The organism is Amycolatopsis australiensis (assembly GCF_900119165.1).
GTDB lineage: Bacteria > Actinomycetota > Actinomycetes > Mycobacteriales > Pseudonocardiaceae > Amycolatopsis > Amycolatopsis australiensis.
In genome coordinates this window covers 1,008,820-1,023,825 of record NZ_FPJG01000006.1, presented here as the reverse complement: position 1 = coordinate 1,023,825, position 15,006 = coordinate 1,008,820, and the positions used below count along the sequence as shown (strand labels likewise).

Here is a 15,006-nt window from a genome sequence, read left to right as displayed (position 1 = left end):
GCATGTCTGGATCAGCCGGCCGGCCCGGCGCCTCGAAGCCGCGGAGGCGGCGCAGGCGCCAGCGCGGCAGGCGCCTGACCACGGTCGACGAGACGTCGGCCGGCGGCCTCGTGGTGGACCCCGAGCGCGAACAGGCGGTCCTGATCGGCCGGCTCGACCGGCACGGCAGACTGCTGTGGTCGCTGCCCAAGGGCCACATCGAGGACGGTGAAACAGTGGAACAGACGGCCGTGCGCGAGGTGAAGGAGGAAACCGGCATCTCCGCGCGGGTGCTGCGGCCGCTGGGCACCATCGACTACTGGTTCGTGGCCGAACGGCGGCGCATCCACAAGACCGTCCACCACTTCCTGCTCGAAGCGCTCGGCGGCGAGCTGTCCGACGAGGACGTCGAGGTCACCGAGGTGGCCTGGGTCCCGCTGGCCGAGCTGGAGACCAAGCTGGCCTACTCCGACGAACGCAAGCTCGTCCGGAAGGCCGGCCAGCTGATCGAGGAACTTTTCGCGCGCCCGGACGTCCACGGACGAGACGAGCACGCCCCTGAGGGAGCCCCCGAGTGAAGCGGTTCGCCGCAGCCTTCCTGTCCGTCCTCTTCCTGGCCGTCCCCGCCCTCGCCGGAGCCACGGCGGCACAGGCGGAGGAAGGCGCCCGGCTCCGCGTCGACCTGACCGAGCTGGGACCCCGCGTGATCACCGGCTCGGCGACGGCGCTGACCGTGGCGGGCACGGTGACGAACACCGGCGACCGGAGGGTCACCCGCCCGCAGGTCCGGCTGCAGGTCGGGGAGCGCCAGACGACCTCGCGCGGGATCAACGACGTCCTGTCCGGCGCGGTCATCAAGGACACCCCGCTGACCGACTTCACCTCGATCGCGGACGTGCTGGAGCCGGGGCAGAGCGCGCCGCTGACCGTCACGGTGAGCCTGACCGGCACGAAGGCGGCGCTGTTCGGCCGCCCGGGCGTCTACCCGCTGCTGGTGAACGTCAACGGCACGCCCGAGTTCGGCGGCCCGGCCCGGCTGGGCGCGGTCAGCATGCTGATGCCGGTGCTGGCGGCGCCGGGCAAGACGGCCGGCCACTCGTCGGCGGGCGCGCCGAGCATGACGTTGCTGTGGCCGCTGACCAGCGGCGTCCCGCCGGTCTACGCGGCGCCGTACGGCCAGCCGCTGGTGCTGCGCGACGACCGGCTCGCCGCCGAGATCGGGCCCGACGGCAGGCTGACCGCTCTGGTCACGTCCGCGACGGCGGCCGTACAGGGTGACGCGAACCTCGCCCGGTCGATGTGCTTCGCGCTCGACCCGGACCTGCTCGCCACCGTCGACGCGATGAGCCACGGCTACCAGGTGCACACCGACGCCGGGAACGTCGACGGCAAGGGCGCCGAAGCCGCGAAGACGTGGCTCGCGTCGCTCAAGACGCTGCTGACCGGCCGGTGCGCGGTGACGCTGCCGTTCGCCGACGCCGATTTGAACACCGTGTCGCAGATCCGTCCCGGCGACACCGCGCTGGTGACCCAGGCGGTCTCGGGCGCGGCCACGATCCAGCAGCTGACCGGCGTCACGCCGCAGACCGGCGTGCTCTGGCCCGCCGGCACCCCGAACGAGTCCGTGCTCACGGCGCTGAGCCAGGCCGGTGTCCGCACCGTGCTCACCGACACGGGCAAGCTGGCGCCCGCCGCGGCCGGCGGCGGGGTCACCGTGCAGGGCAGCGCCGTCCGCGCGCAGCCGATCGACTCGCTGATCTCCGCGGCGATGACCGGCGTGCCGACCGTGCCCGACTCGGTCACCGTGCCCGCGGGCACCGAGCGGGCCATCTCCAGCCAGAACGGGCTCGGCGCCCTGGCCTTCCGCGCCGGCCTCGGCCAGCCCGCCGGCCAGGGAAAGCCGGAGCACCTGCTGGTCGCCCCGCCGCGGCGCTGGGACGCCCCGGCCGCCGAGCTGACGACGTACCTGCAGCAGGTCGGGGACTTCATCGGCGCCGGCGTGGTCACGCCGACGTCACTGCCGTCACTGCTGTCAGCCGACCCGGCGGGCTCGGGCCCGGTCGGCGACGGCGGCCAGGACCCGGGCACGGCCGCCGACCCGGCCGTCGTCTCGACGCTGTCGGACCTGGACGGCCAGGCCACCGGGCTGGCGTCGTCGATGCAGCTCGACCCCGCCAAGCGGGTGAAACCGGACGACGTCGTGGCGCCGGTCCGGCTGGCCGAGCTGCGTGGCGCGTCGGCGGGCTGGCGGGGCCTGCCGTCCGACGCGGCGACCGCGAACGCGCAGGCCGAGATCGCGGCGATCAGCTCACGGGTGACGATCTCGCAGCCGCGGCAGACGATCGCGCTGGCGTCCGGGAACTCGCCGCTGCCGGTGTACGTGGTGAACGACCTGCCGGTCGACATCAACGCGCGGTTCACCCTCGGCAACAACACCGGCCTGCGCTCCGACGCGGCGAGGAGCTGGTTCTTCCCGGCGGGCGGCGGCAAGAACTACTTCGTCCCGGTCGAGGCCCTGCGGGCCGGCCGGTTCAGCGTCGATGTGTCGTTGCGCACGCCGTCCGATACCCCGCTCGGGTCATCCGCGCGCTTCGAGCTGACCTCGACGGAGTACGGCGCGATCACCATCATCGCCACTGTCGCCGCAGGTGTGGCCCTCCTTCTGCTCGCCTCCCGGCGGATCTACCGGCGGGTAAAGGACGCGAAGGCGGGTCGCGCCGTCGTGGACTGATGTCTCGGCGTTTGAGTGTTCCGGGCCGTTCCCGATTACCCTTGGTCCGCACGTGCGCGGCACCGGGCCGCGGCACCGGAGACGAGCACCGAGGATTGGGCACGCGTTGGAGAGAGAGCCGGGCTTACCACCCGAGCGTGCGAGTCGTCCTCGGCGCGAAGGCGCCCAGCCCCCGCAGCGGGGTGACGGGCCCCCACGGGCAGCACAGCCACCGCAGCCGGCCCGCCGCCAGCAGCCGCCTCCACCACCCCCGGAGCGCGGCCACCGCCAGCCGCCCCGCAACGGCCACACCCGCCAGATGCCGGCCCCGGACGACGCAACGGTCCGCGACCGCCGCCCAGTCCGCGACGACGCCCCACCACCCCGGCGCGGCGGCCGCCCGGCCCGCGAGGACAGGCGAGCCCGCGACCAGCGCCCGCCTCGCGACGACGCCCCACCGCGCGACGGCCGCCCCGCACCCGACGAGGGCCCGGTCCAGCGCCCGGCGCGCGACGAGGCACCGCTGCGCGACGACCGCCCCATCCGCGACGACGCCCCCCTCCGCGACGGCCGCCCCGCCCGGGACGATGTTCCGGTACGCGACGGCCGACCGGCCCGCGACGACGCTCCCGTCCGTGATGGGCGCCCGATCCGCGAGGACGCGCCCCTGCGCGACGGCCGCCCCATCCGCGACGGCCGCCCCATCCGCGACGACGCCCCCATCCGTGACGGGCGTCCGCCCCGGCGTGTCCCGCCGCCGCAGGGCCCCCTGCCCCAAGGGCCGCCGCCAGGGCCCCCGCCTCAAGGCTCGCCGCAGGGACCGCCGCCGCCCGTGGCGCCCGTTCGCGGTGGGCAGCCGCCGCGTGCCGCTGGGCCTGCTCCCACCCGCGTCCAGCCCGTTCCGCCCGTGCCACCACCTCCGGCCGGGCCGCCGGGCGCGTCGCTCCAGGGGCGGCTGCCGCAGCCGTCTCCGCCACCGCTGACCCCGCCGCCCGGCAATCCCGCTCCCGGCACCCCGCCGCCCGGTACTCCGGTGCCGCCGCGGGGTCGCGGGGCGCGGCGTCCGGCACCCGTCCGGCCGTGGCAGGAGGAGGCCCAGCGGCCGCCCGACCCGGAGGCCACGCGGTTCATCCCGCGCACCCCCGGCGTGCCGATGAACTCGCGCTGGCCGGTCGCCGATCCGGACGTCATGCGGCCCTACGACGCGCTGGCCACCCAGGTCATGCCGGCGCTCAAGACGCCGCTGGTCAAGCCGGCCGAACCCGGCACCGAAGCACCCGCCAAGGCGCCGTCGCTGGCGAAGGCGTCCGGCCGGATGGCGATCGCGTCGCTGATCAGCCGGATCACCGGCTTCCTGTGGAAGCTGCTGCTGGTCGGCGCGATCGGCCAGGGTGTCGCGAACGACTCGTTCAACGTCGCGAACACGATGCCGAACATCATCTTCGAGCTGCTGATGGGCGGCGTGCTCGCCAGCGTCGTGGTGCCGCTGCTGGTGCGCTCGCAGGACGACCCCGACGGCGGCACCGCCTACACCCAGCGGCTCATCACGGTGGCGTTCACGCTGCTGCTGGTCGGCACGGTGGTCGCGGTGCTCGCCGCACCGGCGTTCACCAGTCTCTATGTCGACTCGTCCGGCAAGGCCAGCCCGGCGCTGACCACGGCGTTCGCCTACCTGCTGCTGCCCGAGATCTTCTTCTACGGCGTGTTCGCGCTGCTCTCGGCGGTGCTGAACGCCAAGCAGGTGTTCGGCCCCACCGCGTGGGCGCCGGTGATCAACAACCTGGTCGTGATCTTCACGATCCTCGTCGTCTGGATCATGCCGGGTGACATCAACACCACGGACGTCTCGATCACCGATCCGAAGGTGCTGACGCTCGGCATCGGCGTCACCGGCGGCATCGTCGCCCAGGCGCTCCTGCTCGTGCCCCCGCTGCTGCGGTCCGGCTTCCGGTTCAAGTGGCGCTGGGGCATCGACAAGCAGATGAAGGAGTTCGGCGGCCTCGCGCTGTGGATCCTCGGCTACGTCGCCGTCAGCCAGATCGGCTACACGATCAACACGCGCGTGCTGACCAGCGGTTCACCCGGTGGTGTGACTGCGTACAGCAACGCCTGGCTGCTCTTCCAACTGCCGTACGGCGTCATCGGCGTCTCGCTGCTGACGGCGATCATGCCGCGGATGAGCCGCGCGGCCGCCGACGGCGACCACAAGAAGCTGATCGGCGACCTGTCGTACGCGTCGCGGATCTCCACGGTGATGCTCGTCCCGATCTCCGCGGTGATGACGGTGGTCGGCGGCTCGATCGGCATCGCGCTGTTCACCTTCGGCAAGGGCACGATCGACACGGCCGAGCGGCTCGGCGACGCCCTCGCGATCTCGGCGTTCGCCCTGCTGCCGTACGCGCTGGTGATGCTGCAGATGCGCGTCTTCTACGCGATGAAGGACGCGCGCACGCCGACGCTGATCATGATCGTGATGACGCTGGTCAAGGTGCCGCTGCTGTACCTCTGCCCGGTGCTGCTGTCGCCGGACAACGTCGTGCTCGGGGTCATGATGGTCAACGCGCTGACGTTCGTCGTCGGCGCGATCCTCGGCCAGGTGTGGCTGTGGGTGACGCTGGGCAACCTGCGCAGCAAGCGGGTGATCGGCGTGATCCTGTTCACGGTCGTCGCGAGCGTGCTCGGCGTGGCCGCCGCGTGGGTCGCGGGCAAGCTGGTGCCGGGCTCGTTCGGGCCGACGCTCGGGGCGTGGGTGAAGCTGTTCCTGCAGGGCATCGTGGGCATCGTCGTGTCGTTCGGGGTGCTCATGGCGCTGAAGGTGGAGGAGCTGAAGCCGGCCACTTCGAGGTTCACCCGGTTGATCAAGCGCGGGTAACGATTCCGGTACGGAAGGCGACGACTCCCGCGTCGTATTCTGGGTACCCTCGGTGCGGGGACTAGCGGGAGAGTGCGGGTGGACACGAGGCGGAGCGAACAGGCGGGGGGTGCGAACGTGGGCAAGGCCCAGGTCGGTTCGCTCGCCCCCGGGCGTGTGGTCGGCGACGGCCGCTACCGCCTCCTCGCGCAGTTCGGCGTGGACGAGCGGGGCGACGCGCACCTCTGGCGCGCGCGGGACGGGCAGCTGAAGCGGGACGTCGCGCTGACGCTGCTGGTCGGCGACCCGGCCGACCCGGAAGCCGCGCGGCTGGCCCGGCGCACCCTCGAACGCGCCACGCACGCGTCCAAGTTCGGCCACGGCGGCGTCGCCCGCGTGCTCGACGTGCTCGCCCTCGGCAGCGGCATCACCTCGGGCGAAGGCCTGCTCGGCGTCGTCGTCGCGGAGTGGACCAAGGGCAGTGACCTGGTCGACCTCGTCGCGCAGCGGCCGGTGGCGCCCGCCGCGGCCGCGCGGATGGTCCAGGCGCTGGCCGAAGCCGTCGAGCAGGCCCACCAGAACGGGCTCGTCCTCGGCCTCGACCACCCCCAGCGCCTTCGCCTGACGCCGAACGGCGCGCTGAAGCTCGCGTTCCCGGGCCCGCTGCCGGAGGCGACGCTGCGCGACGACGTCAAGGCGCTCGGCGCGGTCCTGTACCTGCTGCTCACCGGACGCTGGGCGCTGCCCGGCGGGCCGCCCGCGATCCCGCCGGCCCCGATGTCGCCGCAGGGCCGGATCGTCCCGCCGCGCCAGCTGGTACCGACGATCCCGGCCGACCTGTCGTCGCTGGCCGTCCGCACGATCGAGGACGGCGGCAACGGCGGCATCCGCACCAGCGCGGCCATCCTCCGCGTGCTCGACCAGGTGGCCGAGGCGGAGGAGCGCACCCAGCTGATCAAGGCCGTCGGCGGCGAAGAAGCAGAGCCCGATGGCACGGTTTGGACGACGAAGAAGCCGGTCAAGGACGTCGCCCGGCGGCGCAAGCTCGCCCTCGGCGTCACCGTGCTGGTGGTCGCGACCGTCGTCATCCTCGCCTGGGGCGGGCTGATGCTGATCAACGTCTTCCAGGGCGACTCCAAGGCGAGCGGCCCGACGATCAACGTGGCCGCGCCGCCGGCGTCGAGCCAGGCACCCTCGCCGTCGTCGTCGTCCGCCCCGGCTCCGCCGCCGTCGTCACCCGCGCTGGGCGATCCGGTGAAGCCGCAGGCCGCGGCCGTCTACAACCCCGAGGGCAAGGGCGACAACCCCGGCCGGGCGAGGAACGCGATCGACGGCAACCCCGGCACGCAGTGGAAGACCGAGCAGTACAAGCAGCAGTTCCCGGCCATCAAGCCCGGCGTCGGACTGGTCGTCACCTTCGCCGACCCGATCAACCTCAGCCAGGTCAAGGTCACCGGCGGCACGCCGGGCACCAAGGTCGAAATCCGCTCCGCGACCGAGAAGAACCCCGACCTGGCCGACACGAAGGTGGTCGGCAACGGCGACCTCAAGGACGGCGACACGACGATCCCGCTGGCTCAGCCGACGCAGGGCCAGTACTTCATCGTCTGGATCACCCAGCTGGGTGGCGACGACGGCGAGTACCAGACCGAAATCGGCGACCTGACCTTCCTGCCTGCGGGGTGACGGATCCGACAGGGTCAGTAGGCTCTGGCGGGTGACAGCTGCAGCTCCCACGGATGCGGATCTGATAGCGGCTCACGCCGCGGGGGACCCTCATGCGTTCAGCGAACTCGTCCAGCGACATCGCGACCGCATGTGGGCGGTCGCGTTGCGCACGGTCCGCGACCCCGAAGAAGCGGCCGACGCGTTGCAGGACGCGTTCATCTCGGCGTTCCGGGCCGCCGACAAGTTCCGCGCGGAGTCGCAGGTCACGACGTGGCTGCACCGGATCGTGGTGAACGCCTGCCTCGACCGGATCCGCCGACGGCAGGCGCGCCCGACCGTGCCGCTGCCGGAGACCGGGTTCAACGAGCCGGCGACCCCGCGGGACTCGATGGCCGAGCGCGAGACCAGCCTCCTGGTGCGCGAGGCGCTCGACCAGCTGCCCGAAGAGCAACGTGCCCCGATCGTGTTGGTCGACGTCGAGGGATACTCCGTCGCCGAGACGGCGAAGCTGCTCGGGATCGCCGAAGGCACGGTCAAGAGCCGGTGCGCGCGGGGCCGCGGAAAACTCGCGAAGGTTCTCGGGCACCTGCGGAACCCCGATGCGATTGCGAACGTCCCAACTCACGAAAGCAAACGGACCGGGCGCCGGCCGGGTAGCGGGGAGGGACGATGACGGACGAAAGCCGGGGGATCGGGGGGACCGTCGGTCCGCCCTGGTCTGTCGACGTGCTCGCCGACCTCCACGCCGGGGTGCTCGACGACGCCCGCGCCGCCGAGCTGTGGCCGCTGGTCAACGCCGACCCGGAGGCCAGGGCGATCCTGGACGCGCTCGACGCGACGCGTGCCGACCTGGCCGCGCTCGCCGACGCACCCGCTCCGCCGATGCCCGCGCAGTTCGCGGCCCGGCTGGACGCGGCGCTGGCCGCCGAAGCAGCGGCCCGCTTTCCGGCACGGACACAGCCTCATCAGACGCAGCCTCATCAGACGCAGCCGAGTGCACCGCAGGGCGCCCAGGTGGTGGACCTCGCGGCGGCGCGGCGGCGGCGGAACAAGCGGCTCGGCTGGGCCGCCGGTGTCCTGACCGCGGCCGCGGCGGCGGTCGTCGCCGTGACGGTCGCGATCCCGGACACGTCGCAGCAGAGCGGCACCCCGAACGTCGCGGCCCCCGCACCGTCGGGCCCGACCGTCGGCAGTGACGGCAGCGGCGCGCAGGCGCTGATCGGCAAGGGGCTCGGCGTGCGCGACTTCGGCCCGCTGCAGAGCGAGGACAGGCTCGACGCGTGCCTCGCGGCCGCCGGGCTCGATCCGAAGGTGCGGCCCGAGGGCATCCGCCCGGTGAACGTCGGCGGCAAGGCCGGGGTGATGGTCATCCTGACCACCGGAAAGCTGGCCCAGTTCCGGTTGGTGGCCTTCGGCGCGGACTGCGGACCGGGAAATCCGGCAGTGCTGTTCGACAAGGTCGTCGGCGAGAAGTAGCAGCTGTCACGGCCGGGAACACGGCCACCTACGATCGTGTTGAGCCTGGTACAGGTCACTACGAGCGGAGGTCACGGGTGGCTGCCGAAGAAATCAGGAACCTGATCATCGTCGGGTCGGGTCCTGCCGGATACACCGCTGCCGTCTACGCGGCGCGGGCCCAGCTGGAGCCGCTGGTGTTCGAGGGCACGCAGTTCGGCGGCGCGCTGATGACGACGACCGAGGTCGAGAACTTCCCCGGGTTCCGCGACGGCATCATGGGTCCGGACCTGATGGAGGAGATGCGCAAGCAGGCCGAGCGCTTCGGCGCCGAGCTGCGCGCGGAGGACGTCGAGTCGCTGGAGCTGACCGGGGACGTCAAGTACGTCCACGCGAACGGCAAGCGCTACGCCGCCCGCGCCGTGATCCTCGCCATGGGCGCGGCGGCGCGGTACCTGAACGTGCCGGGCGAGCAGGAGCTGCTCGGCCGCGGTGTCTCGGCCTGTGCGACCTGTGACGGCTTCTTCTTCCGCGACCACGACATCGTGGTCGCCGGTGGTGGCGACTCGGCGATGGAGGAGGCGACCTTCCTGACGAAGTTCGCGAAGTCCGTCACGATCGTCCACCGGCGCGACGAGTTCCGCGCGTCCAAGATCATGCTCGAGCGCGCCCGCGCGAACGAGAAGATCAAGTGGAAGCTGAACTCGCAGATCACCGAGGTGCTCGGCGACGGCAAGGTCGAGGCCCTGAAGCTGAAGGACACCAGGGACGGCTCCGAGTCGACGCTGGACGTGTCGGGCTTCTTCGTCGCGATCGGCCACGACCCCCGCAGCCAGCTGGTGAAGGGGCAGGTCGAGCTGGACGAGGACGGCTACGTCGTCACGAAGGGCAAGACGTCCTACACGAACCTGGACGGCGTCTTCGCGGCCGGCGACCTGGTGGACCGCACCTACCGGCAGGCGATCACCGCCGCCGGCTCGGGGTGCAGTGCCGCGATCGACGCGGAACGATGGCTCGCGGAGCACGGCGACGCGGACGCGCACGAGGCGCCCGAGCTCGTCGGCGGCGGCTACGGCGCGGGCACCAACTGACTTCCTGGCGTTCAACCACCCTGTAAGGAGAAACCATGGCCAACACCGTGAAGGTGACCGATGCGACGTTCGTCGACGAGGTCCTGACCAGCGAGAAGCCGGTCCTCGTCGACTTCTGGGCCACCTGGTGCGGCCCGTGCAAGATGGTCGCCCCGGTGCTCGAGGAGATCGCGGCCGAGAAGGGCGACAAGCTGACGATCGCCAAGATCGACATCGACGAGAACCCGAACACGCCGCGTGACTACCAGGTGATGTCCATCCCGACGCTGATCCTGTTCCAGGGCGGCAAGCCGGTGAAGCAGATCGTGGGCGCCAAGCCGAAGGCCGCGCTGCTGTCGGACCTCGCCGACGTTCTCTGAACCGAACCACTCCCGGCGGACCCGGGGCCTGCGAGAACCCTCTCGTGGACCCCGGGTCCGTCGCCGTTCGGGGAAATGTGACCGGTGTGGGTGAATCAAGCGTGACGAGAGCCACCGTGGGTACTCCACGATCGGGCCCTTGACCTACCTACTGGGCCTGCGCTGTCACCGAGAGTTGGCAAGGCACAATAGAGGACCTGGGCCCGTCCCAGCGAAGGTTTTCTTGCCACGCGCCGAGCTCCCCCCGAACTCGGTGCCTTAGGAAGAGCGAGGAGTGCATGCGGGTACTCCGCCGCGGTGACGCCGGTCCGGACGTCGCCGAGATCAGGTCCATCCTGGCCGGGATGGACCTGCTCCCGCCGGTCACCGGTACCGACGACTACGACACGTTCGACGTCGCCGTCGAGGGCGCCGTCCGTGCCTTCCAGCAGCGCCGTGGGCTCATCACCGACGGCATCGTGGGTCCGGCGACCTTCCAGGCGCTCAAGGGCGCCAGCTACCACCTGGGCAGCCGCCCGCTGTCGTACATGATCGCCTCGCCGGTGCACGGCGACGACGTCTTCACGCTGCAGGAGCGGCTCACCGAGCTCGGCTTCGACGCCGGCCGCCCCGACGGCTACTTCGGGCCCCAGACCGAGCGCGCGCTCAAGACGTTCCAGCGCGACATGCGCCTGACGCCGGACGGCATGTGCGGCCCGGCGACCATCCGCGAGCTGAAGCGCCTGTCCTCACCGCGGGCCCGGGGCGGGCGTCCCGTGTTCCTGCGCGAGCAGGAGCAGGTGCGCCAGGCGGGTCCGCGCCTGCGCGGCAAGCGCATCGTGATCGACCCCGGCCACGGCGGTGACGACCTCGGCGTGGTCGCCGGCGGGCTGCGCGAGGCCGACATCGCCTGGGACCTGGCGCGCCGCCTGGAAGGCCGGATGAAGGCCACCGGCATGGAGGCCCTGATCTCCCGCGGCCCCAACCACAGCCCGACCGAGCTGGAGCGCGCCCGTTTCGCGAACGACGCGGGCGCCGACCTGTTCCTGTCCCTGCACAGCGACGGCAACCGCTCGCCGCGCGCCCAGGGCATCGCGAGCTTCCACTTCGGCACGGGCAACGGCACCACGTCCACCGTCGGTGAGCTGCTGGCCGGCTTCATCCAGCGCGAGGTCGCGGCCCGCACCGGCATGCTCGACTGCCGCACGCACTACAAGACGTGGGAGATCTTCACCCGCACCCGCTGCCCGGCGGTCCGCGTCGAGATCGGCTACCTGACCAACCCGGACGACGCCCGCAAGCTGGCCGATCCGGCGTTCCGCGACATCGTCGCGGAGGGGATCTTGATCGCCGTCAAGCGCCTGTACCTCCTCGGCGAAGGCGACCAGCCGACGGGAACGTTCACGTTCGCCGACGTCCTCGCGCACGAGCTCGCCAAGGCCGAATAGGGCCGACCACAACCCCTAGCGGCTCACCTTCACCTGCCCCACCACCCCTGGGGACGACGAGCGTGTCGTCCCCAGGTCCGGGGCAGTCATCCACAGCTTGTCCACCGCGTCTAGCAGCGCTCTGTGGATAACTCGGCGCTTCTTCCACAGTTGTGCACACGGACATTCCGGGCACGTCACGGCCCGGCGCAAACGTTTGCGGAGACGTCAGGCGCGGCCGAGACTCGGTTCCGCCGTGGTGATGGTGACCTGGCCGAGCAGCCGTTCCAGCGCCGCCTCGACGTCTTCCTTCCAGGTGATCGCCGAGCGCAGCTCCAGGCGCAGGCGCGGCCACTTCTGGTGCGGCCGGACGGTCTTGAAGCCGACGCTCTGCAGGAACGCCGCCGGCAGCACGCAGCTGTGGCCACCGTCCGGGTCGGCTTCTTCGGGACGCGCGTCGCCGAACGCCTCGATCGCGCGGACACCGCGCTTGGTGAGGTCCTTGGCCACGGCCTGGACCAGCATGCGGCCGAGACCACCACCGCGGAACTCGGGGAGCACCTGGAACGCCGTGAGCAGGACCGCGTCCGCGCTCGGCGGGGACGTCGGGAAGGCCAGCGCGCGCGGGACGGCGTTCGGCGGCGCGTACAGCACGAACCCGACCGGCAGCGTGTCGCTGTAGACGATGCGGCCGCAGGAACCCCACTCGAGCAGCACGCTCGAGACCCAGGCTTCCTTCTCGACCTCGGTGGCGCCGAACTCCTCGGCCTGGTTCTTCAGGTGCGGAGCCAGCTCCCAGTACACACACCGGCGACAGCTCTTCGGAAGGTGCTCCAGGTTGTCCAGTGTGACGCCCACGACGCGACGCGACACCCGCGACCTCCCTGACCTGCGCTCCCGACCGGCCACCCGGTCGTCAAGCCGTGCAGGACCACAGCACGAACACGGGAGCCACGGTCGAGGATAGGCCGATGTGACGAGCGCCGAAAGGTCAGGGGTCCTGATGGGTGCCCGGTTACACTCGACGGGATGTCCTGCTCTTCACGAGCAGCCCTGTACGCCGAGCCCCGGGTGAATCGTCGATGACCGAGAACCGCCCCAGCAAGCCGCAGAGCGGCCGCCAGAACCTCGACCCGCATCTCGAGCGGTACGCCGCGCGCACCGCCGGGATGACCGCCTCCGAGATCCGGGCGCTGTTCGCGGTGGCCAGCCGTCCGGAGGTGGTCTCGCTGGCCGGCGGCATGCCGAACCTGGCCGCGCTCCCGCTCGACACGCTGTCGGCCCAGGTGGCGGAGATCATCGCCGAAGACGGGCTCGTCGCGCTGCAGTACGGCTCGGCGCACGGTATCCCGGTGCTGCGCGAGCAGATCTGCGAGATCATGGCGCTGGAGGGCATCAAGGCGCACCCGGACGACGTCGTGGTGACCGTCGGCTCGCAGATGGGCCTGGACATGGTCACGCGACTGTTCTGCGACCCGGGTGACGTCGTGATCGCCGAGGGCCCGTCCTACGTCGGCGCGCTGGGCTCGTTCGCGGCCTACCAGGCGCAGGTCGTGCACGTGGCGATGGACGACCACGGCCTGGTGCCGTCGCTGCTTCGCGAGGCGCTCGACCAGGCGAAGAAGGCCGGCCGCCGGGTCAAGTTCCTCTACACGATCCCGAACTTCCACAACCCCGCCGGCGTCACGCTGGCCGTCGAGCGCCGCGCGGAGATCCTCGAGATCTGCCGCGCCCACGGCGTCCTCGTCGTCGAAGACAACCCGTACGGGTTGCTCGGCTTCGACGGCCAGACCTACCCGGCGCTGCGCTCGACCGACCCTGACAACGTCGTGTACCTCGGTTCGTTCTCCAAGACGTTCGCTTCCGGCCTGCGCGTCGGCTGGGTGCTCGCCCCGCACGCCGTGCGCGAGAAGCTCGTGCTGGCCGCGGAGTCGGCGACGTTGTGCCCGCCGACGTTCAACCAGATGATCGTGTCGCGCTACCTGGCCACGCACGACTGGAAGGGCCAGATCAAGAAGTTCCGGGAGAACTACCGCGAGCGGCGGGACGCGATCCTGTCCGCGCTCGACCAGTACCTGCCCCCGGGCTGCTCGTGGACCAAGCCGGAGGGCGGGTTCTACATGTGGGTGACGGTGCCGGAAGGCGTGGACACCAAGGCGATGCTGCCGCGCGCGGTGACCGCCCGGGTGGCGTACGCGTCCGGGACCGGCTTCTACGCCGACGGGTTCGGCAGCCGTCAGATGCGGCTGTCCTACTGCTATCCGACGCCGGAGCGGATCCGCGAGGGCGTGCGGCGGCTGGCCGCCGTGCTGGAGTCCGAAATGGACCTCGCGCGCACCTTCGGTAGCGTGACCTCGCGCCAGATCCAGGGACCGCAGAACCCGTCCCCGGACACGGTCTAGTTCTGTTCGAAGTTAAGGAGTTCCCACGGTGGTCGACCGTACCGTTGCCGTGCTCGCCGGCGGGCTTTCGCACGAACGCGACGTCTCACTGAGGTCCGGCCGCCGGTTGTCCGCGGCGCTGAAGTCCGAGGGCTTCGGCATCGAGGAGTGGGACACCGACGCGGGCCTGCTTGAGCGGCTGCGCACGCAGCGTCCGGACGCCGTCGTCGTCGCGCTGCACGGCGGCGAGGGCGAGAACGGTTCGGTGCAGACGGTGCTGGAGATGCTGGACGTGCCGTTCGTCGGCACCGGTTCCCAGGGCTGCCGCCGCGCGTGGGACAAGCCGACGGCCAAGGCGCTGCTGCAGAAGGCCGGGTTCGCGACGCCGGACTGGGTCGTGCTGCCGCACAGCACCTTCCGCGAGCTCGGCGCGCAGGCGGTGCTCGACGCGATGGTCGAGCGGCTCGGCCTGCCGCTGATCCTCAAGCCGGACCAGGGCGGCTCCGCGCTCGGCACCCAGGTGGTCCGCGAGGCGGCGGAGCTGCCGGCGGCGATGGTCGGCTGCTTCGCCTACGGCGACACCGTGCTCGCCGAGCGGTTCGTGGACGGCGTCGAGGTGGCCGTGACGGTCATCGAGGGCGAGCACGGGCCCGAGGCCCTGCCGGCGGTCGAGATCGTGCCGGAGAGCGGCGTGTACGACTACACGGCCCGGTACACCGCCGGCCTGACCGACTTCTTCACCCCGGCCCGGCTCGACGACGACGCGGCCAAGTCGGTGGCCGAGCTGGCCGTCGCCGCGCACCGCGTGCTCGGCCTGCGGGACATCTCCCGCACCGACGCGGTCATCACGCCGGACGGCACCGCGCACTTCCTGGAGGTGAACCCGTCGCCGGGGCTCACCGAGACCTCGACGGTGCCGATGGCGATCGAGGCGGCGGGCAAGTCGCTCGGCACGGTGTTCGCCGACCTGATCGCGCGAGCCGTCACTCGCTGACCCGGGACGCACGAAAGGCCACTGCGGAAGCTTCCGCGGTGGCCTTTTTCGCGTCCCAGATGGTGATCACCAAGTGTGTTCGTCGCGGCTGCGATGCGCAATCATCACCGTG

At 71.6% G+C, this 15,006-nt stretch carries 13 protein-coding genes; 11 read left to right on the top strand and 2 right to left on the bottom strand.

Features of this window, described 5'->3' with window-relative positions:
* Positions 1 to 2 precede the first annotated feature (2 nt).
* Positions 3 to 557: an NUDIX hydrolase gene (locus tag BT341_RS06140; RefSeq protein WP_072475343.1), complete on the top strand. Its 555-nt coding sequence runs from the start codon at positions 3 to 5 to the stop codon at positions 555 to 557.
* Positions 554 to 2,710 carry a DUF6049 family protein gene (locus tag BT341_RS06135; protein ID WP_072475342.1) on the top strand — a complete coding sequence of 719 codons (2,157 nt, stop codon included), beginning with the start codon at positions 554 to 556 and terminating at the stop codon, positions 2,708 to 2,710. The genes BT341_RS06140 and BT341_RS06135 overlap by 4 nt, the downstream gene beginning before the upstream one ends.
* A 124-nt stretch (positions 2,711 to 2,834) precedes the next feature.
* On the opposite strand, the gene BT341_RS06130 is transcribed toward BT341_RS06135, so the two are convergent.
* Positions 2,835 to 3,467: a hypothetical protein gene (locus BT341_RS06130; RefSeq protein WP_072475341.1), complete on the bottom strand. Its 633-nt coding sequence runs from the start codon at positions 3,465 to 3,467 to the stop codon at positions 2,835 to 2,837.
* 375 nt (positions 3,468 to 3,842) lie between these two features.
* Here BT341_RS06130 and murJ point away from each other — a divergent pair, with 375 nt between their 5' ends.
* The 7 genes from murJ to BT341_RS06095 all read left to right on the top strand — a co-directional run bounded on the left by murJ (position 3,843) and on the right by BT341_RS06095 (position 11,540).
* Entirely contained in the window at positions 3,843 to 5,561 is a 1,719-nt protein-coding gene (gene murJ, locus BT341_RS06125) for a murein biosynthesis integral membrane protein MurJ (protein WP_245805300.1), read from the top strand.
* A gap of 78 nt (positions 5,562 to 5,639) precedes the next feature.
* Positions 5,640 to 7,226: a protein kinase family protein gene (locus BT341_RS06120; protein ID WP_072475340.1), complete on the top strand. Its 1,587-nt coding sequence runs from the start codon at positions 5,640 to 5,642 to the stop codon at positions 7,224 to 7,226.
* A gap of 31 nt (positions 7,227 to 7,257) precedes the next feature.
* Positions 7,258 to 7,881 carry an RNA polymerase sigma factor SigM gene (sigM, locus tag BT341_RS06115; RefSeq protein ID WP_072475339.1) on the top strand — a complete coding sequence of 208 codons (624 nt, stop codon included), beginning with the start codon at positions 7,258 to 7,260 and terminating at the stop codon, positions 7,879 to 7,881.
* On the top strand, positions 7,878 to 8,684 hold the full coding sequence (locus BT341_RS06110) for a hypothetical protein (RefSeq protein ID WP_072475338.1): 807 nt from the start codon (positions 7,878 to 7,880) through the stop codon (positions 8,682 to 8,684). The genes sigM and BT341_RS06110 overlap by 4 nt, the downstream gene beginning before the upstream one ends.
* A gap of 77 nt (positions 8,685 to 8,761) precedes the next feature.
* Positions 8,762 to 9,754 (top strand): thioredoxin-disulfide reductase, encoded by a 993-nt coding sequence (gene trxB, locus BT341_RS06105; RefSeq protein ID WP_072475337.1) that lies wholly within the window; start codon positions 8,762 to 8,764, stop codon positions 9,752 to 9,754.
* 35 nt (positions 9,755 to 9,789) lie between these two features.
* On the top strand, positions 9,790 to 10,113 hold the full coding sequence (gene trxA / locus BT341_RS06100; protein ID WP_072475336.1) for a thioredoxin: 324 nt from the start codon (positions 9,790 to 9,792) through the stop codon (positions 10,111 to 10,113).
* Positions 10,114 to 10,391: 278 nt separating this feature from the next.
* Positions 10,392 to 11,540: an N-acetylmuramoyl-L-alanine amidase gene (locus BT341_RS06095; protein ID WP_072475335.1), complete on the top strand. Its 1,149-nt coding sequence runs from the start codon at positions 10,392 to 10,394 to the stop codon at positions 11,538 to 11,540.
* Between the two features lie 207 nt (positions 11,541 to 11,747).
* On the opposite strand, the gene BT341_RS06090 is transcribed toward BT341_RS06095, so the two are convergent.
* On the bottom strand, positions 11,748 to 12,392 hold the full coding sequence (locus BT341_RS06090; RefSeq protein WP_026468783.1) for a GNAT family N-acetyltransferase: 645 nt from the start codon (positions 12,390 to 12,392) through the stop codon (positions 11,748 to 11,750).
* 209 nt (positions 12,393 to 12,601) lie between these two features.
* Here BT341_RS06090 and BT341_RS06085 point away from each other — a divergent pair, with 209 nt between their 5' ends.
* Together BT341_RS06085 and BT341_RS06080 are read left to right on the top strand one after the other, a co-directional pair.
* Positions 12,602 to 13,921, top strand: a complete 1,320-nt coding sequence (locus BT341_RS06085; RefSeq protein ID WP_072475334.1) for an aminotransferase-like domain-containing protein — start codon at positions 12,602 to 12,604, stop codon at positions 13,919 to 13,921.
* Positions 13,922 to 13,949: 28 nt separating this feature from the next.
* Entirely contained in the window at positions 13,950 to 14,894 is a 945-nt protein-coding gene (locus BT341_RS06080) for a D-alanine--D-alanine ligase family protein (RefSeq protein ID WP_072475333.1), read from the top strand.
* The last annotated feature ends 112 nt before the right edge of the window (positions 14,895 to 15,006 follow it).